The 25,213-nt window shown below is 53.0% G+C and carries 13 protein-coding genes; 7 read left to right on the forward strand and 6 right to left on the reverse strand.

The window, feature by feature from the left end:
• The first annotated feature begins 1 nt into the window (after position 1).
• The 4 genes from IE117_RS10280 (at position 2) to IE117_RS10295 (ending at position 7,116) form a co-directional block, all read left to right on the forward strand.
• Positions 2-373 (forward strand): LytR/AlgR family response regulator transcription factor, encoded by a 372-nt coding sequence (locus tag IE117_RS10280; protein ID WP_189564342.1) that lies wholly within the window; start codon positions 2-4, stop codon positions 371-373.
• Positions 374-403: 30 nt separating this feature from the next.
• On the forward strand, positions 404-2,023 hold the full coding sequence (locus IE117_RS10285) for a right-handed parallel beta-helix repeat-containing protein (protein WP_189564343.1): 1,620 nt from the start codon (positions 404-406) through the stop codon (positions 2,021-2,023).
• A gap of 396 nt (positions 2,024-2,419) precedes the next feature.
• Positions 2,420-3,649 carry a GDSL-type esterase/lipase family protein gene (locus IE117_RS10290; RefSeq protein WP_189564344.1) on the forward strand — a complete coding sequence of 410 codons (1,230 nt, stop codon included), beginning with the start codon at positions 2,420-2,422 and terminating at the stop codon, positions 3,647-3,649.
• Between the two features lie 23 nt (positions 3,650-3,672).
• A complete protein-coding gene (locus IE117_RS10295) occupies positions 3,673-7,116 on the forward strand; it encodes a PVC-type heme-binding CxxCH protein (protein ID WP_189564345.1) in 3,444 nt (1,147 codons plus the stop codon).
• Between the two features lie 10 nt (positions 7,117-7,126).
• Here IE117_RS10295 and IE117_RS10300 read toward each other — a convergent pair whose 3' ends face one another.
• The 5 genes from IE117_RS10300 to IE117_RS10320 form a co-directional block, all read right to left on the reverse strand.
• Positions 7,127-7,672 carry an RNA polymerase sigma factor gene (locus IE117_RS10300; RefSeq protein ID WP_189564346.1) on the reverse strand — a complete coding sequence of 182 codons (546 nt, stop codon included), beginning with the start codon at positions 7,670-7,672 and terminating at the stop codon, positions 7,127-7,129.
• A gap of 220 nt (positions 7,673-7,892) precedes the next feature.
• On the reverse strand, positions 7,893-10,871 hold the full coding sequence (locus tag IE117_RS10305) for an amidohydrolase family protein (RefSeq protein ID WP_189564347.1): 2,979 nt from the start codon (positions 10,869-10,871) through the stop codon (positions 7,893-7,895).
• Between the two features lie 146 nt (positions 10,872-11,017).
• Positions 11,018-14,032 (reverse strand): amidohydrolase family protein, encoded by a 3,015-nt coding sequence (locus IE117_RS10310; RefSeq protein WP_189564348.1) that lies wholly within the window; start codon positions 14,030-14,032, stop codon positions 11,018-11,020.
• A 49-nt stretch (positions 14,033-14,081) separates the two neighbouring features.
• Positions 14,082-15,539, reverse strand: a complete 1,458-nt coding sequence (locus tag IE117_RS10315; protein ID WP_189564349.1) for a SusD/RagB family nutrient-binding outer membrane lipoprotein — start codon at positions 15,537-15,539, stop codon at positions 14,082-14,084.
• Positions 15,540-15,630: 91 nt separating this feature from the next.
• The gene (locus tag IE117_RS10320; RefSeq protein ID WP_229580705.1) at positions 15,631-18,948 is read right to left on the reverse strand and encodes a SusC/RagA family TonB-linked outer membrane protein; all 3,318 of its coding nucleotides are present in this window, start codon (positions 18,946-18,948) and stop codon (positions 15,631-15,633) included.
• A 365-nt stretch (positions 18,949-19,313) separates the two neighbouring features.
• Here IE117_RS10320 and IE117_RS10325 point away from each other — a divergent pair, with 365 nt between their 5' ends.
• The 3 genes from IE117_RS10325 to IE117_RS10335 all read left to right on the forward strand — a co-directional run bounded on the left by IE117_RS10325 (position 19,314) and on the right by IE117_RS10335 (position 24,549).
• Positions 19,314-20,618, forward strand: a complete 1,305-nt coding sequence (locus tag IE117_RS10325) for a serine hydrolase (protein WP_189564350.1) — start codon at positions 19,314-19,316, stop codon at positions 20,616-20,618.
• Positions 20,619-20,690: 72 nt separating this feature from the next.
• Entirely contained in the window at positions 20,691-23,309 is a 2,619-nt protein-coding gene (locus IE117_RS10330; RefSeq protein ID WP_189564351.1) for a valine--tRNA ligase, read from the forward strand.
• A 124-nt stretch (positions 23,310-23,433) separates the two neighbouring features.
• Positions 23,434-24,549: an alkene reductase gene (locus IE117_RS10335; RefSeq protein WP_189564352.1), complete on the forward strand. Its 1,116-nt coding sequence runs from the start codon at positions 23,434-23,436 to the stop codon at positions 24,547-24,549.
• Positions 24,550-24,649: 100 nt separating this feature from the next.
• Here IE117_RS10335 and IE117_RS10340 read toward each other — a convergent pair whose 3' ends face one another.
• Positions 24,650-25,180: a hypothetical protein gene (locus IE117_RS10340; protein WP_189564353.1), complete on the reverse strand. Its 531-nt coding sequence runs from the start codon at positions 25,178-25,180 to the stop codon at positions 24,650-24,652.
• Positions 25,181-25,213: the final 33 nt, after the last annotated feature.

Here is a 25,213-nt window from a genome sequence, read left to right on the forward strand (position 1 = left end):
TATGAACTACCCACCCATTTCCCAGGAACCAAGCATCCACATCGGGGCGTACACCAGCGTTCCTCCCACCGAGATCGTGTTCTGCGAAGGCGACCGCAACTACACCCATGTACATTTTGCGCGGCGCCCCATGCTGACACTTTCCATTACGATGCGAATACTACACGAACGCCTGGGCGAAGCTAACTTCCTGCGAGTGAGTCGCTCGGCTCTTGTGAATAAAGCGGCTATTACAGAATTCGATAAGGAAGAGGTGGTGCTATGCAATGGTCTGGTGCTACCCATCGCGCGGCGGCGGCGGAGCCATGTGCGGAAGTCCTTGAAGGGAAAACATTTGGAAAAACAACTGCTATCCCCTGAACGCGAAAGATAATTTTCATTCAAACCTTAACCGCCAATAACCTTGAAATCTTTACTCTTATTACTCAGTTGTATCTTCTTCTACGCCAGTAGCTTTGGGCAGACTAATGTCAGCGGCGATGTTTCAGGCACTTGGACGAAGGCAAACAGTCCATACGTACTTACGGGAAATACAGCCGTACGTGCGGGACAAACTTTGAAGATAGATCCAGGGGTGGTCATTGAATTTCCCAACGCCTCTCGCTTGCAGATAGATGGTGTATTACTGGCTCAGGGTACGGCTACCGACTCAATTTACTTCCGTGGTGTATCCACATCCTATTTCACCTTTGGTGGAGGAATCTTGCTATATTATCTTTCTACCTCGGTGTTAGATTACGTCTCGATGGACCGGATGGGGCTCCCAGTACCGTTTTCGTCGACTCCGGAACTTGCCTCTATATATGTTGGCTCTGCGTGTACCATCAAAAACTCGACCGTAAGCAACTCCACAGTGACAGGGATCTTTATACAAGAGGACGGCGACGGCTACAATCTGCCGCATTTCATCAATGACGTTCACATCCAGAACAATAGGTTTTTGGGCAACTCCATCGACGTTTCGGTTTCGCCGAATGGCTGGGGGGAAATCTCGGAGGTTTCTAGGCTCACTATCCGAATGGGTAAAATCTTAAAAAATTCCACTTGGCCCTCCCGTGGCCCCAATGCTTACTACGAAATATTTGGGAATATTGAAATTCCCCAAGGTATAATCCTAACCATTGAACCGGGAGTAAGCATTGAGTCTCAATCTGATGAAGTTGCTTCGTTACGGGTTTACGGCACACTACTTGCACGGGGTACCGCCACCGATTCAATCCATTTCAGAGGTGCTACTAGACTTTCTACCCGTTATTCTAATTTCCGCTCAAGTTGGAGAATTTTTATTGACTCGGGAAATACGGCCTCGATGCTGGAGTACATCTCTGTGGATCAAATGGGCTTTCCCGATCCGAATCCGCATTTTGATCCCGGTAATGCCGCCATCTATATCGGTGGGGCGTGCACTTTTAAGAATTCGACTGTGCGCAACTCAATTCAGACGGGAATCCACGCTACAGCTCCTACTGTTTCCTTCTCCAATTTAAACGTCTCCAATTCTACAGGTCTTGGGTTCGTATACGACTACGAAGGTGACGGTAGTCCGGTAATTACGACATCCAACTTTGTCAATAACAAAAAGGGAGGAATTCAAATTTATCACGGACATCCCACATTTTCCAATTGTGGGATCTACGGAAATACCGACTTCGGAATCAACAACATTAGTAATGTCGCAACCGACACCGTCGATGCCCGCAACTGTTACTGGGGTACGCCCACCGGACCCAACCATCCTACGCTCAATCCATCGGGTACTGGAAACAGGGTTTCTGACAAAGTACTTTTCAATCCCTGGTCTCAAACGCCTGGCAACTGCTTGCCCGTCACTATCAAGGCCGGCAACTGGAACGATCCCACCGTGTGGCTTTGCGGGCAGGTGCCGGGCAGTACCGACCTTGTAGTCATAAGGCATGTCGTAGCGCTCCCCGGCAACTTCACTGCCCACGCTAAACAGGTTGCCTACGAAGTTGGAGGACGCCTCACTATGGAGGCCAACAGCCACATCCAAATTGGCAATTGATCGCTATTATTCGTGGTATTCCTCACGCTTGAACCTTTATCATTTGGCGTATTAGGTTGGTTGATCTAGAGGACTAATGAGCCTATTTTCGACTTTGTAAGTGATAGCCTTTCTTGAGCCGTATTAACCGCTGCTCGTCTCAGACGGACAACGAACCATGTTTAAGAGGGGGTAAAGACAGTCAGACAAGTAACTGATTAGATGGAGGTCTTCTGCTATGCGCCAAGCAGCTCTGCTTTTACTAAACTTTGGCTGTAGCATTTTCAATTTTAAAAGTTATCATCCCACTTAGCCGTAGTCTCCCCCCCCCCTCCCCGCAATTAAATTTCCCCAAAAACCAAATATTCCGTCCCTCCCTGTCTTTTGTCAGTATTCTTTCCATTCCTGAAAAAATACATGAACAGAAAACGGGTTGCTTGGCGATACGGAATTTGGGTTTTCCTGATGATGCTGGGTACATTTTCAGTAGCCCAAACTACCACCTCAATTACTTCCAAAACCACGGCCCAGCCCCTTATCCTCCAAGACGGTGACCGGGTAGTTTTCCTGGGCAATTCCCTGCTTGAAAACGATGTACTGCACGGCTATCTCGAACTGGCTTTGACCACCCGTTTTCCTGACCGTAACGTCACGTTCCGAAATATTGGCTGGTCGGGCGATAATGTTTTTGGTGATGCCCGTAGTTACTTCACCAATCCGCCTACGCCTTATGAACTACTGATGAAGCAAATCACGGAAGCTAAGCCGACGGTAGTTTTTGTGGCTTACGGCGGGGTAGAGGCTCAGGAGGGCGAAGCGGGTGTGTCTCGCTTTACCGACGGATTAAATAAACTACTGGACAAAATCGAAGAACTGAGCGCGAAAGCGGTGCTGCTGTCGCCCATTCCGGTACTTTCATCCATCGACGCCGCACCGCGCAATGCAAATCTGCAACGCTACGCCACGGTCATTGCGAGTACGGCGGCGGCGCGCGACGCGCGATACGTGGATATTTTTAATCCGATGCAGGAAGCTAAATCCAAAGGGGCTATCACTGACAATGACATTCACCTGAACGAAGCCGGATACTACCACTTGGCGATGGCGTTGGAAAAGGGGTTAGGATGGCCGGCCCGAAATGAGGTAGTTGCGATTGATTATGCCCAACGAAGTACCTCCTCGCCCAACGCCAAAATACGGTCGGCCAAACAAAAGACGGATACGTTGAAATTCACGCTGGATGAAAAGTACCTACCCTTACCTATCCCAAAAGAAAGTACCGTTGAATTAGCCCAGGCACTCCGCATTGCGGGGTTGAAGAAAGGCTACTACACCCTCACCGCTGAGGGTACTTTGGTTGCGGTGGCATCGGCTAGCCAATGGGCTAAGGGCGTGAACATTACCCAGGGGCCGTCGTTTACACAGGCCAACCAGTTGCGCGATCTGATTCGGAAGAAGAACGAAATATTTTTCCACCAGTATCGTCCCCACAACCGCACGTACATAGTAGGGTTTCGTTCCTACGAACAGGGACGCCACGCCGAAGGTCTGAAAGAGCTGGGGCTGATCGTCACCTGGCTGGAAGGGCAAATTTCGCTTCATCGGATGCCGACGCCACAAACCTACGAGCTTACTCCCCTGAAATAACAATGAAAAATAGTTCGATACAAATGCGTAAAATTATTCTTCTCCCCTTAGTACTGCTCCTCATGGCCTTGGTCATGCCGGCAATCCCTGACTTTGGCCCCGGCGACAATCCCGCGGATGAACTGGCCTCGTTCAAAATCCAGGACGGGTTTGAAGTAACGCTCTTTGCGGCCGAGCCGATGCTCATCAATCCCGTGCAGATGAACTGGGACGCCGACGGACGGCTGTGGGTGATCAGCAGCACGGCCTATCCGCACGTCAAGACGGGTGAGGAAGCCAACGACAAGATTTATGTACTGGAAGATACCGATGGCGACGGCAAGGCTGATAAATCCACCATTTTTGCCGAAGGCCTGATGACGCCCACGGGAATTCTACCGGGCGACGGTGGGGTATACGTCGCTAACTCCACCGAAATCCTACACTTTATGGATACCGATGGGGACGGGAAGGCGGATAAAAAGCGCCGCATCCTGACGGGCTTCGGCGTGGCCGATACCCACCACCTCATTCATACCTTTCGCTGGGGGCCGGAGGGTTCGATGTATTTTAATCAGGCAATTTACATTTACAGTCACGTCGAAACGCCCTCCGGCGTCAAGCGGCTGGAAGGCGGCGGCGCGTGGCGGCTCCGCACCGAAAGCCTTGAACTTGACGTCTACGCGCGGGGCCTCATCAATCCCTGGGGTTTGCAGTTTGACCGTTGGGGGCAGTCTTTCATGACCGACGGAGCCGGTGGCGAGGGAATCAACTACGCCTTTCCGGGTGCTACCTTCGTGACCGCGCCGGGGGCCGAGCGCATCGTCCGGGGTCTGAATCCGGGTCAACCCAAACATAGCGGGCTGGAGGTAGTTTCGGGGCGACACCTGCCCGAATCCTGGCAGGGTAGTTTGATTACCAACGACTTCCGGGCTAACCGCATCAACCGTTTTCAACTCACGGAACAAGGGAGCGGCTACGCTTCGAGGCAGGTCGAGGATTTGCTCTGGACTGACGACGTGGCTTTCCGGCCAGTGGACATCAACGTCGGACCGGATGGCGCGATTTACGTCGCCGACTGGTACAATCCCATTATTCAGCACGGTGAGGTGGATTTTTATGACCCGCGCCGCGACCACGAACACGGCCGCATCTGGCGCATCACGGCCAAAGATCGGCCTTTGGTCAAAAAGCCGAACCTGACCAATGCAGCCACGGCCGAACTCCTCGACGCTCTCAAACTACCTGAAGAATGGACACGACTTCAGGCCAAGCAGACTTTGAAGATGCGGGGTGGCGGCGAGGTGCTTCCCGCCCTGAAAAAGTGGATTGCCAATCTTGACAAAAACGGTCCCGACTACGAACACCAGCTGTTGGAAGCCCTTTGGCTCCACCAGACGTTGAACGTGGTCAACGAGTCGCTTTTTTTGCAGCTTACTAACGCCCAAAATCCGCACGCGCGGGCGGCGGCGTTGCGGGCTTTACAGCTCTGGTCGGATGAAATCAGCAACCTTCCGGCGGTTTTGGAGAAAGCCGTCAAAGACCCTCACCCGCAGGTGCGGTTGGAGGCGGTGATCGCCCTGCGAAAACTGAATACCGCCGAGGCCGCCCGCACGGCACTGACCGCGCTGGAACAGCCGATGGATGAGTTTCTGGACTTCGCCCTTTGGCAAACTACCCGCGACCTGGAACCGCTCTGGACCAAACGGCTAAAAATGGAACCGGACTTTTTCGGTGCGCCTTTGAAGACGGTTTATGCCCTGAAATCAGTCAGCAACCGGGATGCCATAGCGCAACTGGTGCAGCTTTATGAAAAAAATCAAATTCCCGAAGCCTACCATACGGATGTACTCGGTTCTCTGGCCCGCTATGGTACTTCGGCGGATTTGAGTACGGTCTTTAATGCTGCGCTTATAGCCAGGAATAATCAACGGATAGCAGCGCAGCTTGCCGCTCTGGAAGACGCCGCCCGCCAGCGGCAGGTTAAGCCAGCGGGCGATTTGAACCGGCTGAGTACTCTTGTTGAAAATGCCGATGACGCCGTAGCCACCAGCGCCATCCGGCTCATGGGCTTCTGGCAGCTTTCCGGGATGCAGAACCGTCTGGTTGATCTGGCGAAAAATGGCGACAAAGCCCGGCAGGAAGCGGCCCTCACCGCTCTGGCCGCGCAGGATAAACAGGCCGCTGAAAAGATTTTTGCCGAGCTGGCCTCTGGTCAGAATAAGGCGGACTTACGGCTTTTGGCTGCCGCCCGGCTGGTACCTTTGAATCCCGCCGAAGCGGCTCGCATTGGGGCTGATCTTTTGCGGACGCTCCCGAAAGAGACTGACGTTTCAGAGCTTCTCACGGCTTTCCTGAAAAACAAAGAGGCCAGGACTTCGCTGGCGGAGACGATTTTAAACAAAAAAATTCCCGAAGACCGCGCCTTGGTCGGTCGGCAGCTGGTGCAGACGCAACTACCCTCCAATCGTCAAAATGACGAAGATATAAAGCTGCTCAAACAGGCTTTGGAGGCATCGGGCGGCAAACTACCTCCCGAAAGGATGCCGCAGCAACTCACCGACCTGGAAATCATCGCCGTGGCCCGGGAAATCAAGCGCTCCTCCGATCCCGAAGCGGGCGAGGCGATTTACCGGAAATCCAGCTGCGGTACCTGCCACGCCATTGGTGGCGCGGGCGGGCTGATCGGCCCTGACCTGAGTAGTTTGGGTACCAGCTCACCCGTCGAGACGATCGTCCGCTCTATTTTGTATCCCACGGCTTCGATCAAGGAAGGATACGAGCTGCAGCGTTTTGCCAGGAAGGACAGCAGCGAAGTAATGGGTTATCTGGTTAGCAATGGCAACACCGAAATCGTCATGCGCGACGTGACAGGCCTGGAAGTTTCTATTCCCAAAAGCCAGATTCAAACCATCGAGAAAATTCCCGGCTCGCTCATGCCCGCCGGACTGACGGCCAGCCTGGAAAAAGAAGAGTTCGACAATCTGGTAGGTTTTCTTTCCAAATTGGGCCAATCGGGCGATTTTCGTGTTCCCAACAAGCGTTTTGTACGCCGCTGGGAAACAGCTTCTGGTTCAACGGATTTGGCCAAAAAAATGGGCAGAGAGGGTTTGGCAGCGCTTACAAAAACTACGGCCAGTACTACTTTTCAACCTGTTTACAGCCAGGTTTCCGGGGGACTTCCGTTAGACGAACTACCCGTTATTGAAGCGGGGCAGAAGCATTATAGCGTGGCACGATTTGAAGTGGAAGTTCTAACGCCGGGCAATGTATCGCTGGGGCTTAACAGCAGCGCTGGCGTGACCGCCTGGGCTGACCAGAAGCCTGTTCTTTGGGCCGACGAGGGATTGGTAGCTAACCTGCCGAAGGGCGTCCACACGATCATGCTGGCCATCGACCGGAAACTTTTTAAAGAAAGGGCCGTGCGGGTACAGCTGCTGGACGGAAAGGCCGGAGCGGCGCAGACGCGATTAAGAATGGGGAGGTAGTTACAAGGCTTCAAACGTAGCAAACAAGCTCCTGCCGGAGAATGCACAGGGCGCGCCCCACCTGCGATTCGACCGTTTTGACCGAGACGCCAAGGCGATTCGCGACTTCACCGTAGCTTAAGCCTCCTTCGCGGTTTAGAAAAAATGTTTCCTGGGTGCGGGCGGGCATTTTCCCTAATGCTACTTTGTAGGCGTGCCACAGTTCCCGGTGATTTATTCCTTCTTCCAGGTTATGATCAGCCACCTCCGGTAGCTTATTCGCTTCGACCGTGGCGAAATGAATTTGCTTTTTTTTGCTCAATTCCCGGATCACGTGGTTCCGGGCTGAGGTTATAAAATACGCTTTGGGGTTCTCAACCTTTTCCATCGTCATCGATCGGCGGTTTTCCCAAAGCTTCAAGTATATCTCCTGCATCCAGTCTTTCACTTGCTCGGAGTCATCGGAATAACGCGCCAGCACTTTGGCTAATGTCCCGCGATAGCGATGGAATATTATTCCAAAAGCGTTTGGGTCGTCCTGACTAATGTGCTTAAATAAATCCTTATCTGAGAACATAGTTGAAAACCGTATTTTTTATTGAGTAGATTTATATCTACAAAATTAAATAAGTTGATATTTAGATTTGCTAATATAATAGATTGATAAGTTTTAATTCAAAAAAATTTAATTAATAGATATTTGTGGAATTCTACATTGATATTGTACAATAAATACGAAGGCCAGCCGAAAATTTCCGGCTGGCCTTCGCGCATTCAAAAGTACGTCTGTTTGGGATCTATCGGTTGGGCTTCGTAAGGCTTTCTCTATCCAGTACTTCCCCGTTCCGGATCACTGTTTTTACATTGAGCATATCCTGGATGTGTTGCAACGGATCACCGTCCACGATGACCAGGTCGGCCAGTTTGCCCGCTTCCACTGTCCCCACATCCTTTCCGACGCCTACCTCTTCGGCGGCCCAACTCGTGGCCGAGCGTAAGGTTTCGAAGGGCGAAAGCCCGGCAGCTACCCAGCTCTGCAATTCGGCGTGGTAGCTCAGCCCCGGCGGTGTGATAGGCGAGTCGGTGCCTGGCGTCATTCGCGCCCCCGCCCGCATCAAAGCCACGAGCGTTTTTTCTACGTTGGAATAGGTTTCCGGCCCGGAGGTACGGCGGACGGCGGTAGCTTTCAAATCGGCCCGGAGTTTTTCCGGATAAAAAGCGCTGAACTGCCAATGGTCGAAAAAGCTGGAATCGGTAGTTATCAGCGAAAATAACCCGCCATGCAGCGACGCCGTGGGGGTAATGTACATGCCCGACTTGGCAATCAACTGAATGACATCCTGATAGCTGTGGTCAAGGGCGGTGAGTTTGGGTGAATAGCCCCGACGGCTCGTGGCGCCCATGTGCTCCACGGCGTCCACCCCATAGCCCGCCGCTGGATAAATTTCGTGGGATGATACAGGAATACCGTGCGCGTGGGCGAACTCCGTGACGCGCTTTTGCAGGATGTCCGGCAGGCCCACGTACGTTTTGATCATGTCGTAGCCTAACTTATCCGCGCGGTTCAATTCCAGTTCCAACTGCGCTCCGCCCACATTGCTGGTATTGCGGTTGTAATAGACCCTCGGCCCTTCCATGTGGCCACCCGTAAAGAAGGTGCGCGGGCCTAGCCGGGCTCCGCTCGCCCAGGCCTCCTTACGTTCGAGGGCGTCGTAGGGATCGGTTCCGGGTTCGCGAATGGACGTGATACCATACGACAGCCACAGCCGCCCAGAGGGTTCACCCAATTGGGCGTTTTGATGGGTATGCATCTCAAAAAGGCCGGGAAGTACCACTTGCTTCGAAGCATCGATGACGCGACCGCTGCGACCGTTTTGGTGCGGCACAATCTGTTTGATTCGGTTGCCTTCGATGACGATATCCTGATTTTCCAGGTACTTTTCCGAACGACCATCGAATATTTTTCCGGCATGAATCACCAGCTGACCCGTGGGTTGTTTGATTTTCCAGGTGAAATTCAGGTCGATTGTTTCGGTGTGGCCGTCGGTCAGGAAAACCTGTTTTAATTCATCCGTGGCCAGATACACCAGGCTTTGCGAGTCGCCCGTCCAACTGGGGGACTCGGCCAATTCGGTAGTCAGGCAACGCGGCGGGGTCAGGAAGTTTCCGCTTTGATCAATATCAATGGTCCACAGTAAATTGTCCAGTACGTAAGCGATTTTGGTGCCATCGGGCGAGACGAGCGGTCCGTTTTTGCCCCGTGTTCCCAGCGTCCGCCCCGCCACGGGCGAGAGGAAACGGGAAGGGGACTTATCCACCGGAACGACCAGTATCTTGTTTAGGCCTTCCCGGAAACGGTCAGAATAAGAGTCCACCGCGGATATGTAGAGGTACTTGCCATCCGGCGACCAACTTGGCTGTGAAGCGGCGAACAATGACCCGTACAAAGGCTCGGCCTGGCCCGATTCGAAATCTAAAACGGACAATCTACTGCGGCTGTACGCTTTGGGATCGGCTTCAAAAAAGGCCAGTTGTTTGCCATCGGGCGACCAACTCGGGTACATCAGCGTTTCCGTTGCCCGGTACACGCAACTTTCTTTTTTAGTTACCAAATCCATCACCCACAAATCCATGTTGCCGTTGCGATCGCTGGTATAGGCGAGCTTCTTCCCATCGGGCGACCACACCGGGTCGACTTCCAGGAAAGCGTCGTTGGTTATGGCTTGGGGTTTAGGCTGTCCTTTGGTGCAAATCCAGAGATCGCTTAGTGCGGTGAAGGCGATTTGCTGGCCATCGGGTGATACGACCGGGCTGCGGATGCCCTGCACCGGGCGCTCGGTTTTGGCGTCGAAATCCCGGATTTTAGATGGATAAATCGCTCGTTTCAGCGTTACCGTAGCCCGGAAGGGAATAACATCTACGCCTTTTTCTCCCAGCTTTCCCCGCTTGATTTGTCCATCGGAAGTATAGATATATTCCTGGGCCGATAGCCAGCTTAGTTTGAAAGGGAAAACATCTTCGTCCGCTTTCGATAAAGTACCCCCGACTTCTCCACCAATATTTACCAATTCCAGGCTACTCTGTCCCGGCGCCTGGCTGTTTACTACCAGCCGATTGCCATCAGGATGCCAGACCGGAGAAAACAGTTTCTCCTTACACGCGACAATCAATTGCTCTTTTCCGTCAGCGTCCAGGGCGTAGAGGCCCGACCCGGCTTTACGTTCCGACACGAAAGCGAGTTTCGAACCATCAGGCGCGTAGGCCGGGAAATAATCGCTGGCGGGGTTGGTGGTGCGCTGGGTGAGTTTTCCGGTTGCCAGTTCCATCTCCCACACATCGTAATTACCGCTGCGGTCGGAGGAGAAGGCGATCCGTTGCCCATCCGGTGACCAGTCCGGTTCGCGGTCGTGGTAGATACCGAAGGTGAGCTGCCGCAAATCGCTGCCGTCTTTGCCGACGCTCCAGATATGGAAATTTCCGTCACGATAGGACTGGAACGCGATGCGCCGCCCGTCCGGTGACCACACGGGCTGTCGGCAGTCGCCGAGCGCGTCGGTAATGGCGCGGGCTTCGCCTCCTTCAACGGGTAGTAGCCATAAAGTACCTTGCAGGTCGAGGACGAGGGTACTTTTGTCCGGCGACAGAGCGGTAGCGAGGTTGGTGCCTTCGGTGAGGGTGACGGGGATGGTTTTGGTTTGGGCGGTTTGGGCGTTGGCCTTATGGTTTGGCAGGAAGAAAAGGGCCAGAATTATGAGGCGAAGTGTTGGTAGTTGCATGAAATATTTTGATCAATATTGTAGATAGCGTTGGCAGGATTCCTTTGTACGAAGATACCCCTAATTTAAGATTTTGGGTAAACCTTAAATTAGGGGTATGTCAATAGTAATTTCAATCGATAAGCTTAATTAACCCCCTGTCTCAATCATAGTTTCGGGCTTTTCAGCAATTCCCCGATCGAAAACACGTTTCCGTTTTTTAACACCTTCTCCACGTTCCAGGCATCTTGGATGGTTTTGAGCGGATCGCCGTTCACGATGACCAAATCGGCGATTTTGCCCGGCTCCACCGATCCGAGGTCCTTGCTGACTCCCACGGCTTCGGCGGACCATAAGGTTGCCGAACGCAATGCTTCGAAAGGTGTCACGCCGCCATCCACCCAACATTGGAGTTCCGAGTGCAGACTGATACCATACGGAATGAAGGGGCTGTCGGTGCCCGCCGTGACGTGCGCTCCGGCGGCCAGGAGTTTCTTGACGGTAGTCTGAATTCGGCCAAAGTTGGTAAGGTAGCCGGGAAACATTTTGGTGACGGTGACGGCGCTTTTCTTGATGTTGTCGATGTAATCTTCGGTATAAAAGGCCTTGAACTGCGGATTGTCGTAGTAGGAGTTGGGGTTTTTGGAGGCCATGGTGTAAAAGCCACCCTGCAACGAAGCCGTCGGTGTGATATTCATGCCCGATTGGGTGATGATCGCGATCACGTCCTGGTAGCTGTTGTTCGTGACCGTAATCTTGGGCGAATACCCGCGCCGACTCGTGCCGCCGATATGTTCCACGGCGTCCACACCGTAGTGCGTGGCCGGATATATCTCGTGCGACGATACCGGAATACCGTATTTATGGACATAGTTGGTGGCGCGTTCCTGCAAATAGTCGGGCATTCTTACGTAGGTTTTCAGCAGGTCGTAGTTGAGCCGCACGGCGCGGTCGAGTTCCAGGTCAAGCTGAGCACCCGAGCCGATGCTATTGGCCAGGCCGTAGTAAATCCGGGCGCCATCGGTAAGGTACCCTGTAAAAAATCCGCGCGGGCCGGGCAGGGTACCGCTGTCCCAGGATTCTTTGCGTTCGAGCGCATCGTAGGGGTCAGAGCCCGTTTCGCGCAGGGAAGTGATGCCGAACGAAAGCCACAGGCGACCCAGTTTCTCGCCTACCATCTCACTTTGGTGGGTGTGCATCTCGAACAAGCCGGGCATTACCGTTTGGCTGGAAGCGTCGATCAATTCTCCCTTCCGTCCTTCTTTGTGGGGGGCGATTTCCTTAATGCGGTTGTTTTCTATGACGATATCCACATTGGTTTGGTAGCTGTTGTCTTTCCCGTTGAAAAGCTTGCCTGCGTGGATTACTTTCAGGCCGGTGGGCTGGTTGTATTCCCAGCTAAAATCCAGCGGAATTTTCTCGATATGCCCATCCGAAAGAAATACCTGCCGTAAAGAATCCGTGGCGAGATAAACGATGCTCCCGGAGTCACCCGTCCAGGTGGGCGAGTCGGCCAGGCTGTTGGTGAGGCGGCGGGGCGGACCGGTGGGTTCGCCCGTGGGATCGACGGGCAAAGTCCACAGAAAGCCGTCCTGCACGTAGGCCATCTGGCTGCCATCGGGTGACCAGAGTGGGCCGTTTTTACCACGCGTTCCCAGCGATCGCATCGGCGTGGGCGACACATAGCGGTCGGGCTTTTTATCCAGAGAAATTAGCAAAATCTTGTTAATCCCTTCGCGGAAGCGCGAGGAAGCTACCTGCAATTCGGAAATGGCGATGGTCTTGCCGTCGGGCGACCAACTCGGCTGGCTTGGGACAAAGATGGATTCGTGGAGTTTCTCGACTTCGCCCTCACCAATATCCACCATGCTCAATGTACCCCGACCCCAAGCATTGCGGATGTCACCCTGGTAGTAGGCGACATGCTTGCCATCCGGTGACCAGGACGGAAAGTTGAGATCTTCAGACGCTTCGACCAAAAGGCGGTCTTTACCCGTTTTCAGATCGCGCAGCCAAAGGTCCATCGTTCCCTGCCGGTCGCAGGTGTAGGCTAATAATCGACCATCGGGCGACCAGGCTGGGTCGGCGTACACAAACCCATCCTGAATCAGCGGCGTAGGTTTGGCTTTTCCTTTTTCCAAAATCCAGAGGTTCCCCAACGCCGAGAAGGCAATGCGCTTGCCATCGGGCGAAACCGTGATGCCCCGCAATCCTTTGACGGGTTTGGGTTGGCCTTTATCAAAATTGTAGACCTTCCGCTGGTAGTTGGGATGAAAAACAGTCACCGTAGCGTTGAATGGGATAGAGGTAGTCGTTTTCTCACCCAGCTTGCGGCGTTTAATTTTTCCGTCGGCCATGTAAATCATTTCCGTCGGCGAGAGCCAGCTCACCTTGAAGGGAAACACATCCTCAGTAGTTTCAGAGAGCGTCTGCCAGTCGCCGCCACCTACTTTCACATATTCTAATTGACTCACTCCCTGAATGAAACTGTTGAAGGCAATGGATTGGCCATCAGGATGCCAGAAGGGCGAGGAAAGTTTCTCCTTGCTGTTAACCAGCAGGCTTTCCTTTCGCGCGGCGTCCAATAGATAAATTCCGGGTGCGGCGTTACGCTCCGACACGTAAGCGATTTTAGCCCCATCGGCCGAGTAGGCCGGGTAGTAGTCGTTGCCGGGGTCGGTGGTGAGTTGGGTGAGTTTCCCGGTAGCTACCTCCATTTCCCAAATATCGTAGTTGCCCGCGCGGTCAGAGGAAAACACGATGGTTTTCCCGCCCGGTGCCCAATGCGGCTCGCGGTCGTCGAAGGCCCCGAAGGTCATCTGTTTCAAGTCGGTACCGTCTTTCCTGACCGACCAGATATGGTAGTTGCCGTCGCGGTAGGAGTGGAAAACTACCCGCTCGCCGTCGGGCGACCAGTCAGGCTGGCGGCAGTCGCCCATGGCGTCGGTGAGCTGTTTGGCTTTCCCTCCGGCCACAGGAATTGTCCAGATCGTGCCTTGTAGGTCGAGAGCAAGGCTTTTTTTATCAGGCGAAAGGGCCACGGCCATGTTGGTGCCTTCGGTGAGGACGACTTTTGTCGAGTCGGCGGGAGCAGCAAGAGCCGGTTTTGTGAAGAGGAGGGTTAGGAAGAGCGAAAGAATAACGGCCTTTATCCCGTGCAGCCTCGAGAAAGAATGATTCATTTGGTTTGATTTTGATTAAATTTTTAACCCCACCACGCGGCGGATCGCCCTACTTTCTGTTCACTGCCGTCACCTCAAAAATTCCCGGTACCGGGCTTGGAGCGCTGGTGTTGGAGTTGATTTCCGACTCGCTGTACAGCAGCCGCTCCGGTAGTTGGCTACCCGTACTGGGCGTGAGCTTGACGCCTACGGTTTCGTTGCGGGTACGACGCAGGTCGTTGAAACCCAGCACCTGGCCGAAGAAAGTCAGGTAACGTTCCTGCAAAATCTCACGGAGTAAGGCCTGGCTAGTAGTAAGCCCGTCTTTATTCACTAGTCCGCCCGCCGCGAAATCGGCAGCTACGTAGGGTTCGTACTTGAACGTGAACGCTGACGCCTTATACGTCGCATCCAGGTAGCCGCCCGTGGACATAAATTTGCGGAAAGCATTCAGTTTTTCCAGACCAGCGTCGAAGCCTGTCGTCCGGGTAGCGGCCTCGGCGGCAGTGAGCAGATTTTCCGAGTAGGTCACCAAAGGGTAAGGAGCCGACTGCCCGAAAATACCACGTAGCGCCGTACTGGAATTTGTGTTTGGAATCGTAGGAATCGTCAAAGTACCACTTTTGGTCAGGAAGTAGTAGTTGAAGCGGGCGGTTTCATCAGTCTTGGCGTTGCCCCGGTAGGTAGCACTCGTTGGATTGAGTAATGCGGGGGCCAGGGCCAGCGATGAATTCAAATCGCCCACGCGACTACGCGCGACGAAGGCGTACACCAGATTTTCGTTGGAACTGAGCGTATTGCCGTGCGGTACCAGGAGGGAGCCACTTTCGGTGGATATCCCCTTTTCAGCGGCAGCAGCGGCCAGATCGTACTGTTTGGTCTCCATGAAAAACCGCGCTTTCAGCGTGTATGCGGCTTTCGCCCACTTGGAAGCATCTCCGTTGAAGTGAATATCAGCCACGCCCGGCGAAGTACCCACACCCGATTGCAAATCGGCGATGGCTTCATCCAGCAGTTTTTGCAGACTGGCGTAGACCTGTGCCTGTGGTTCGAATTTGGGATTTGGAAAATTGATGATATCGGCGGCTTCAGCGTAGGGAATATCGCCCCACATGGCGGTAGCCGTGCCGAGTGAATTGGCCTTCACCACCTTGGCGATGCCCTGTAAAAGCCGGTTGTTGGTGGCTGCGGCTTTGGATTCTACCAACTTGGTTTGGGCTACTACGCCCTGGTAGACAAATTGCCAAACATCATTGAAGGCTGCGCCCGTCACGTTATAGTTATAAATATCCTTGTACTGCCGGTCGGTACCGGTGAAGTACCCCGACCACATTCCGGCCACGCGGGCAACGTGCCCTTCCTGCACGGACACATTGCCGAGTTCGGCCCCCGTCAGTAGCAGGGTTGCCGAGGCATCGGTGGGATTGTTGAGGTCGGTGTTCAGCCCGTCCACCATCGATTCGCAGGCCGCTAATCCCGCTGAAAACAGTACGGCGAGGCCTATTCCTATTTTATTGCTATTTTTCATAAAATGTTTTGTCAAAGTTTGGGTACTTGATTTTTTGGATATTCCTCAGAATGAAGCGCTAGCAAAGAGCCCGTCATCATTCATCATTTCCTTAGTAGTTGATCTTGACGGTAAAGAGAAATGACCGCGTATTGGGCGTGTTGAAATAGTCCATGTTGCGTCCCGTTGGCCCGCCCGAGAGGTTAGTATCGGGGTCGATGCCGACGACATTAGTCCAAAGCAGCAGATTGCGGCCAGTGATTGACAGATCCAGAAATTGCAGCTTGGTTTTGTTTTTGAACCACTCGGAATCGATACGATAGGAAAGAGCTACCTGCCGCAACCGGGTCCAGCTACCGTCCTCCACAAACTGTTCTTTCAGCGAACCAAAGCCGCTACCGAGCGTCGTGTACCAGCTTTCATCCAGCAGCACCGGACCGGCACCAAAGTCATTGATATTGCCCCGAACGGTACTTCCGGCGGGGATCGTTTGACCCGCATAATTCTTCAAATCCTGGTTTAGCGTCACCTCATTGCCCGTATCGGCGTGGGTACCGAAGTTGTACATCACGCTCTTGGTTCCATTGTAAAAATCTCCACCCTGCGAAGTTTCGAAAAGTACGTCGAGCGACAATTTTTTGTAAGATAGACTAGTACCAAAACCCCCGATCCAATCGGGATTAGGGTCACCGATCACCCCGGTTACGGGGTCGGCAATTGGGAAGCCATTGGCGTCGAATACTTTCGAACCATCTTCATTACGGGCAAAACGGCTACTGTAAAACACGCCCACGGGCTGGCCAACCACCGCCCGGGGGTCCAGGAAATTCTCGATGCCTCCGTCCAGGAACAGGGCCTGCGTTCCGGCCAAATCCAGCACCTTGCTGCGGTTGCGGGTGAAATTACCGCGTAGCGACCAGAGCAGGTCACCTTTCCGCAGTATGTCGTAGGTCAACTCCATCTCGAAGCCCTTGTTCTCCAGTTTTGCGGCGTTGGTGTACTTGTTGGCAAAGCCGGTACTTGGGGCCAGCGTCACGGGTACCAACACGTCTTTGATCGTGTTTTGGTAATAGGTCAGACTGGTGCGCAGCTTGTTACCCAAAAACCGCAGGTCGGTACCGATTTCGTATTCCGTTTTGCGCTCGGGCCGCAGGTACTGGTCACCCAGCGAAACTCCTTGGGAGTAGGCTCCGTCGCCGTACACTGCCCCTACCAGAGCATCGCCCCAGGGCGAGGCGGAATACCGGGTCGGCTCAAAGACGGTGTTGGAACGGTAGGGGAGCGGCTGTACGCCCACCACGCCGAAAGAGGCCCGGAGCTTGCCAAAACTCAGCCCATTGGTACTTTGGAAAAGCGGCAACTGCGAAAACTGCCAGGCCACATCCGCCGAGGGATAGTAAAAGGTCTTGTCGGACAAAGCTCCGAAAGTAGAAGCCGATTCCGCGGCACCCGACAGGTTGAGGAACAACGCGTTGTAGGCAGAGAAACTCGCCGTGGCGTAGGCGCGGGTGGTGCGTACTTCGCTACGGAAGTTGATGGGCGTTTTGTTGGCTGTGGTGGCGTTGGAGAAATTGGGTGGCGCATCGGCCACCAGAAAATTGGTAATCGAGGTACCCATGTTGTAGTATTTCCGATCGTTGAAATTCGCCCCTACGATGACGGTCGCCCCGAAATTTTGCCCGAAATCATGGGTAGCCCGGGCGAAAAGGTCTGCATTCAATTGGGTTTCCTTGGTTATCGCTTCGCGGTAAGAGCCGTTGCCAGCCCCGGCGATGTCGTTGACGGGAAAGTAATTGACCTGCTGGTCGGTGTAATTGTCGATGCCCGCCCGGGCCGTTATATCCAGCCAGGAAGCGGCTTTCACATTCAACTCGAAGTTGTTAATGAAGCGATCCACGTCGGTCGTATTTTTCGCCTGGTATAAAGCCCACAAGGCGTTGTTATTGGGCGGATTGGCCCGGGCGCCCAGGTAGCTGCGGTAGCCACGCTGCCGATCCAGAATCGGCGAAGCGTTAGGGCTGGAGTAGTAGTCGCCTATGTAGTCTGAGATGTCGAAGTCCGCCGGGTTGCGCAGTAGCCCCACCATGCCGCCCGACAGGTTGTTGCCGCGCTGAATGCGGTCCGAGAAGCTTTTTGTGTAAGACAATCCGCCCGACATCCGTACCCGCTCGTTGAGCTTGCGTTCGGCGTTGAGGCGGACCGTGGTTCGGTTATACTCACTATTGCCGCGTTGCACGCCCTTCTGGCGAAGATCGCCGAGACTGAAAAAGTACGTCGATTTCTCATCCCCACCACTCAGACTAAGGGCATTGTCGAAGAAATGGCCCGTCCGAAAAACCAGGTCGTAGTTGGGATCGTTATACACTTCGCGCGAATTCTTTTTGACAATCGGGTAGTACTCCGACCCATCGCGGGCTTTGAAAAACTGCCCCGTTTTGTCCACCTCGTCTTCGCCGCCCGCGCGGTCAGCGATTTTGTCGCCCCAGGCCGTAGTGCCATTGGGATTATAGACACCTTTTGATCCCTGCCCGAACACGCCTTGCACCGGATGGAAGCTGTTGATCTTATCGACGGAGTAGGACGAACTGAATGAGATATTCATCTTGCCTCCCTCGGCTCCTTTCTTGGTCGTGATGATAATCACCCCGTTGGCCGCGCGTGACCCCCAAAGTGCCGCCGCCGACGCGCCTTTCAGGATTTGCATGGAGGCGATGTCGTTGGGGTTGATGTCGTTCAGGCGCGATTGTGGTACGACGCCGCCGTTTGTTCCGCCTTCGGTGGTGTTGCTGATGGGGACGCCATCCAGCACGATGAGCGGTTGGGAGTTCCCGGTAAGCGTATTCTGACCCCGAATCTGGATAAAGGAAGCCGCCCCGGGATCGCCCGCCGTGCGGGAAATCTGCACGCCCGAAGCGCGTCCTGCCAGGCCGTTCATCAGGCTGGTTTCACCCGAGCGGGCTATCGCCTCGCCGTCTACTTTGGAACTGGTCGAACCAAGCTTGTCCGCCGACTCCTTAATGCCCAATGCCGTGACGACTACCTCGTTGAGCATGGTCGTGTTGGCCGCTAAGGCAATATCGAAGGAAGTACGGGTGCCGATTTCGATTTCCTGCGTGACGTAGCCGATAAAGGAAACGACCAGCGTGCCGCTGGCGGTAGGTACCCTCAAGCTGAACTTCCCATCATTGTCGGTGGAAGTACCAATATTGGTGCCTTTCAGCAAGATGTTGGCGCCCGGAATACCCTGCCCGTCGGCCTTATCGGTGATTTGTCCCGACAAAACAACCTCGGCATTGGGACGGCGAAGGCTGTGCTCGAAGTTGGATTTTTCCTTTGAGCCGACCATCGCCAGCGTCTGTGCCTGCCCGGTGTCGGGCACACACATCAGTCCCGCCACTACGCTCAGAATGATTCTGGTAGATTTGTTCATAGATACACAATTGGGTTAATAATCACTTAGTTAATCTATTTTAAAAACAGAATTTGCACAAAATGCTCAGCCGCGCCGATTTGGTCGGTGGCGGCGATGCCTTCCGGGTGGAAGAGTATTTTTACTTGTGCGGCAAGTAATTATTTTGGGATCATAGTGCAGCCATGAAGAAGGCTTACAAAGGAAGGGAGTCGGTTTTGAGAGTAGTACCCTTAGCCGACATTGTATTTTTTTAAAGAAAAGAGAAGATTTAGAGAATAGCGCAATTTTTTCCGGGTTTTGTCTGGTAGTCAACGTGAAGTTTTACGGCAGTCGATAGTTTTCGCTATTTTCGTTTTTACCTGTCGTCCGCCAAATACTTCCCAATGAAAAGATGCGCACGTACCATCAACATCCTGCTGTTGGTTTTCTTGTTGATTTCGGAGGTTTCGGCCCAGCCCAGAACGGACGCGTTCCTGACCAGGCTGTTCGCCAAAAATGACCAGCCCGTTTTTCAGGAAGTGATTCACCATCCCGAAAAGTACCGTCTTCAGATTATTTATACGCGTATTGACCGCGATGCCCGGAATCAGCCCACATTTACGGATTTTGCCTTCAACCTCGACAGTACTTTCTACTTCAATCCTGCCTCTACCGTCAAGCTGCCGCTGGTGTTGTTATCGCTGGAAAAGCTCAATCGCATGAAGGTTCCGGGGGTGGACAAGTTTACACCCATGCAGTTTGATAGTGCTTTCAGTGGACAAACCCGTGAATGGCACGACGCCACAGCCCAAAACGGCTTTCCGTCGATGGCACATTTTATCAGAAAAGCTTTTCTGGTGAGCGAGAATGATCCTTATAGCCGCATGTATGAGTTTGTTGGGCAGCAGGAAATCAACCGCCGCCTTCACGCCATGGGCTACGCCGACACGCGCATTACGCATCGCTTTGTGCGGATGTCGGCGGAAGAAAACCGCCATGCCAACCCTGTTCGTTTTGTGCGGGAGGATGGCTCGCTCATTTACGCTCAGCCCGCTACCTACAATGCCGACCCGTTCGACTTTCGTCGGGTGGATAAACTGGGAAAAGGGTACATGGTGGGTCGAGACAGTATCATCAATGAGCCGTTCGATTTTTCAACCCGCAACAAACTACCCCTGGAAGCTTTCCATACCATGCTTCGCTCGACGCTTTTCCCTACTTCGGTACCCGCCCGGCAGCGCTTCGACCTGACAGACGAGGACTACGCTTTTGTGTATCAGTATTTATCGCAGTTTCCCGGCGAGACGAACTACCCTAAGTACGACGCTACCCAATACTACGACAGTTACGCGAAGTTCTTTTTCCAGGATAGCACACACCACCAACTACCCGAAGGGGTGCGGGTATTTAATAAAGTAGGTTGGGCCTATGGTTTTCTGACCGATGCGTCCTACGTGGCGGACTTCAAGAATAAAGTCGAGTACATGCTCTCAGCGACGATCTACGTCAACGAAGATGGTATCCTGAACGATAACCGCTACGAATACGAGTCGGTGGGGCACCCTTTTTTGTACCAGTTGGGGCAGACGATTTATCAATATGAACTATCCCGGAAACGAAAACACGCGCCGGATTTGAGCCGATTCAAGATCCCTTATGAGAAGCGGCTGGCCGACGACCGCCCGTTGGTGCGCGATGTGGATAATTAGAGGCGCAACTTTTCCTTATCTTTGCCCCCCAAAACGCGCCCGCCGGGCCATTCAGAATCAGCTAGGATTTTTATGATTTCCAAAACCTACTCGCCGCAGGAGATAGAAGACAAGTGGTACCAGTACTGGATCGAAAACCGCTTTTTTAATTCAAAGCCTAATCCTGATAAGGAGCCGTACACGATCGTGATCCCACCGCCCAACGTGACGGGCGTGCTACATATGGGACATATGCTCAACAATACCATCCAGGATATTCTGGTCAGGAAGGCTCGCATGGATGGTCGCGAAGCCTGCTGGGTACCTGGTACCGATCATGCCTCCATCGCAACCGAGGCCAAAGTAGTGGCGATGCTCAAAGAGCGGGGCATCAACAAGCGTGACCTGAGCCGGGACGAGTTTTTGGAATACTGTTGGGAGTGGACGCACAAGTACGGTGGTATCATCTTGCAGCAACTGCGCAAACTAGGGGCCTCCTGCGACTGGGACCGTACCCGCTTCACCATGGAGCCGGATTTGTACGATTCGGTGATCGATGTGTTCATCGACCTCTACGAGAAAGGTGATATCTACCGTGGCCACCGCATGGTTAACTGGGACCCGCAGGCCCGCACCACCGTGTCGGACGAGGAGGTGATGATGAAGGAAGTACACCAGAAACTCGTGTACATTCGCTACGACCTGGAAGATGGCGACGGCAGCGTAACCATCGCCACCACTCGGCCTGAGACGATCATGGCCGACGTGGCGATCTGTGTCAATCCTGATGACGTACGATACCAAAATCTGATCGGCAAAAAAGCGATTATCCCGCTGATCGACCGGGCTATTCCGATCATCGCCGACGAATACGTGGAAATGGAGTTCGGTACGGGTTGCCTGAAAGTGACGCCCGCCCACGATACGAATGACTACGAATTGGGTAAGAAACATAATCTGCCCATCATCGACCTGCTGGCCGAGGATGGTACTTTGAACGAAAAGGCGCAGATTCTGGTCGGCGAAGATCGCTTCGTAGCCCGCAAGAAGATTACAAAAATGCTGGAGGCTTCGGGCAATCTGGTGAAAGTGGATGAGTACCAGTCTAACGTGGGACATTCGGAGCGGACCAATGCGGTCATTGAGCCGCGTCTTTCGGAGCAGTGGTTTTTGAAGATGGAGCGACTGAGTAAGCCTGCCTTTGAGAACGTAATGGACGACACGATCCAGCTCATTCCATCGAAATTCAAGAATACCTACCGTCACTGGATGGAAAACGTTCGCGACTGGAACATCAGCCGGCAACTATGGTGGGGCCACCGGATTCCGGCCTACTACCTCAATGACGGGACGATTATCGTTGCTAAAACCAAGCGTGAAGCCTTGCGTAAGGCTCAGCTCGACCACCAGCTATTTGCCCTGACCGAGGAGGATCTGCGGCAGGATGATGATGTGCTGGATACCTGGTTTTCGTCCTGGCTGTGGCCGATTTCGGTCTTTAACGGAATCAAGGAGCCGGACAACGCCGACGTAAACTACTACTACCCCACCAACGATCTTGTCACCGCGCCCGAAATTCTGTTTTTCTGGGTGGCGCGGATGATCATCGCGGGTTACGAGTACCGGGGACAGTACCCATTCAAGAATGTCTATCTGACGGGGATTGTACGCGATAAGCTAGGCCGTAAAATGTCGAAGTCGCTGGGTAATTCGCCTGACCCCATCGACCTCATAGAGCAATATGGCGCTGATGGCGTCAGGACGGGTATGCTGTTCAGCTCACCCGCCGGAAACGACCTGCCCTTCGACGAAAAGCTGGTGGAGCAGGGCCGGAATTTTTGCAATAAAATCTGGAATGCCTTTCGCCTGACGCAGGGCTGGGAAGTGTCCGCGGACATTCCTGCAAATAACGATCTGGCGATTGCGTGGTTTGAATCAAAACTGAATCAGACGCTTGTAGAACTGCACGATGATTTTGCCAAATTTCGCATTTCTGATGCACTGGGGGCAGTGTATCGACTTATTTGGAATGACTTCTGCTCGCAGTACCTTGAAATGGTGAAACCCGAGTATCAGCAGCCTATTGATGCAGGTACTTACCGCGCCACGCTTGATTTCTTCGATAAACTCATGCGGCTGACGCACCCGTTTATGCCATTCATTACCGAGGAAATCTGGCAGAACTTGGCCAAGCGCGGCGAAAATGAAAGCATTTGCTTAGCTCCTTACCCCCAGCCCGGTGCAGTAAATTCGGCGCTGTTGGAAGATTTCGACCGGTTGATCGAACTGGTTACGGCGCTTCGCAATCTGCGTAATACCAAGAATCTTAGCCCTAAAACTGCCCTGCCACTCGCCATTCGTACAGATTCCAGCGAGCGCTATGAAAAGCTGGCAGATTTGATCCAGAAACTGGCGAATGTATCGGAGATCACCTTTGTAGAAGAGCAAGCCGACGGTATGTCGTTTCTGGTGCGTTCTGACGAATTTTTTGTCGATCTGGCCGGAGAAGTGGACGTAGAGGCGGAGCGTGAAACGTTACTCGCCGACCTGAAATACACCGAAGGTTTCCTGGCGTCGGTGACTAAAAAATTGTCCAATGAACGCTTCGTGCAAAATGCCAAGGGTGATATTGTAGAGAAAGAACGCCAAAAACAGGCTGACGCGGAGGCGAAAATTGTAACGATCCGGGAGGCACTGGCGCGGCTGGGGTAGATTATCAGCTAATGACAAAACTTTGGAACAATCATTCCAGGAGGATGGTTTTGATTTTGATAGAAAGGAAAGCTTCCGGAATCGGGAGCTTTTTTTATTAGTTAAAAACCAAAATTGCCCAATCATGAATAACGAACAACCGCTTTTAAAATCCTATAAGAGCCAAAATTTAGATTTACCCAACCGCGTAGTGATGGCCCCTATGACCCGTAGCCGGGCCGACAACCCCGAGAAAAAGCCAACCGCCGACCTGCAGGGGGAATACTATGCTTTACGGGCGAGTGCCGGACTCATTATCACGGAAGGCTCACAGGTTTCTGAACAGGCTGTTGGATACATTAACACGCCGGGTATCCACAGCGAGGCGCAAGTAACGGGATGGAAAGAAGTTACCAAGAAAGTTCACGCTGCGGGAGGCCGCATTTTCATTCAGCTGTGGCACGTGGGCCGTATTTCTCACCCCGATTTTCACAATGGCGAGCTTCCCCTGGCTCCATCGGCCGTCAATCCTGAATCCAAAGCATTCACCCCTCAGGGTTTTAAGGACACGGTGACTCCCAAAGCAATGACGCTGGAAGACATCGAGACGACGATTCATGATTTTGCCAAAGCTGCCAAAAATGCCGTCGAGGCAGGCTTCGACGGCGTGGAGATCCATGCTTCCAATGGCTATTTATTTCATCAGTTTTTTAGCGGCACTTCCAATCACCGCACCGATGCGTACGGTGGTAGTATTGAAAAAAGAGCACGCTTCCTGTTCGATGTGCTGGACGCAGTAAAGCAGGAGATTCCGGAGGGGAAAATCGGCGTGCGGATGAATCCTTCGCTGAACGGAATATTCGGCATGACCATGGACGAGGAATCCATCCCGACTTTTGACTACATGATCAAGAAACTGAACGATTACGATTTGGCGTATCTGCATTTGTCCGAGCCGTTCAACGACGTGTCGGACATTCCGTATGCCGAAACGGAAATCGCGAAGCGGTACCGTCCTTTGTACAATGGTACTTTGATGATCAATGCTGGTTTTGATCAGGAAAAAGGAAACGCCGTGATCGAACGCGGTGACGCTGATTTGGTCTCCTTCGGAAAGCCTTACATTTCAAACCCCGACCTGGTAGAGCGTTTTGCCCAGGACATTCCGCTGACAGACTGGGATGACAGCACCTTCTATACGCCGGGCAAAAAGGGATATCTGGACTACCCTGTGAAAGCGCAGGAGGCACAGGAGGCCTGAACCAAACACTAGTCAAGCAAAAAGGCCGGGAAGATCCATCTTCCCGGCCTTTTTGCTTGATTAAGTTTCATGGCATTGGCAAATGCGTATCACGAACCCACTATTTTATGGGTGCCTTGTCCATGAGTTTACCGTTCTTGTCGTAGTACATGTCCTTACCGCTGACCTGAGTCCAGTAGTAGGTGTTGTTACCCATCTTGACCTCGTAAGGCATGTTGGCATTCTTGCCTTTCAACTGGGTTTGCACCGACATAGGCAGATCTGCCATATTCATGCTAGTCCGGGTCTCTGTCATCATGCCGTTCGTATCGTAAGTGACAGACATATCCCTGCCATCGCGTTTGAAGGAAGTCCGATAGTCTTTTCCGTTGCCCTGCCACTTGGTTTCGGTGACACCTGCGTAGCTGGTGCCAAAGGTACTTCTGATGTTTTCGGGTACTCTTGATTCTGCCAGCGTATTATAGTTGGTCTGACTGGCGTAAGGACGATTCGCAGCGTTATTGCCCTGTTGGGTGGTCGTTGCGCCGTTGTTCGTCGTTTGATTGTTCGTCGTGGTTGGCGTGGTCGTCTGTGCATTCACACCCAGTGTGGCTCCGGCCAGCAGTGCAGCCAGAATGATTTGCTTTTTCATGATTGATGATTTTAAAATAGTTTGTCAATGAAG

Source organism: Persicitalea jodogahamensis (assembly GCF_014651615.1).
GTDB lineage: Bacteria > Bacteroidota > Bacteroidia > Cytophagales > Spirosomataceae > Persicitalea > Persicitalea jodogahamensis.

Excerpts from the sequence above, each read along its gene's own strand:
- IE117_RS10280 (WP_189564342.1), top strand. The coding sequence starts at position 2 with ATGAACTACCCACCCATTTCCCAGGAACCAAGCATCCACATCGGGGCG.
- IE117_RS10290 (WP_189564344.1), top strand. The coding sequence starts at position 2,420 with ATGAACAGAAAACGGGTTGCTTGGCGATACGGAATTTGGGTTTTCCTG.
- IE117_RS10295 (WP_189564345.1), top strand. The coding sequence starts at position 3,673 with ATGCGTAAAATTATTCTTCTCCCCTTAGTACTGCTCCTCATGGCCTTG.
- IE117_RS10300 (WP_189564346.1), bottom strand. The coding sequence starts at position 7,672 with ATGTTCTCAGATAAGGATTTATTTAAGCACATTAGTCAGGACGACCCA.
- IE117_RS10305 (WP_189564347.1), bottom strand. The coding sequence starts at position 10,871 with ATGCAACTACCAACACTTCGCCTCATAATTCTGGCCCTTTTCTTCCTG.
- IE117_RS10310 (WP_189564348.1), bottom strand. The coding sequence starts at position 14,032 with ATGAATCATTCTTTCTCGAGGCTGCACGGGATAAAGGCCGTTATTCTT.
- IE117_RS10315 (WP_189564349.1), bottom strand. The coding sequence starts at position 15,539 with ATGAAAAATAGCAATAAAATAGGAATAGGCCTCGCCGTACTGTTTTCA.
- IE117_RS10320 (WP_229580705.1), bottom strand. The coding sequence starts at position 18,948 with ATGAACAAATCTACCAGAATCATTCTGAGCGTAGTGGCGGGACTGATG.
- IE117_RS10325 (WP_189564350.1), top strand. The coding sequence starts at position 19,314 with ATGAAAAGATGCGCACGTACCATCAACATCCTGCTGTTGGTTTTCTTG.
- IE117_RS10330 (WP_189564351.1), top strand. The coding sequence starts at position 20,691 with ATGATTTCCAAAACCTACTCGCCGCAGGAGATAGAAGACAAGTGGTAC.
- IE117_RS10335 (WP_189564352.1), top strand. The coding sequence starts at position 23,434 with ATGAATAACGAACAACCGCTTTTAAAATCCTATAAGAGCCAAAATTTA.
- IE117_RS10340 (WP_189564353.1), bottom strand. The coding sequence starts at position 25,180 with ATGAAAAAGCAAATCATTCTGGCTGCACTGCTGGCCGGAGCCACACTG.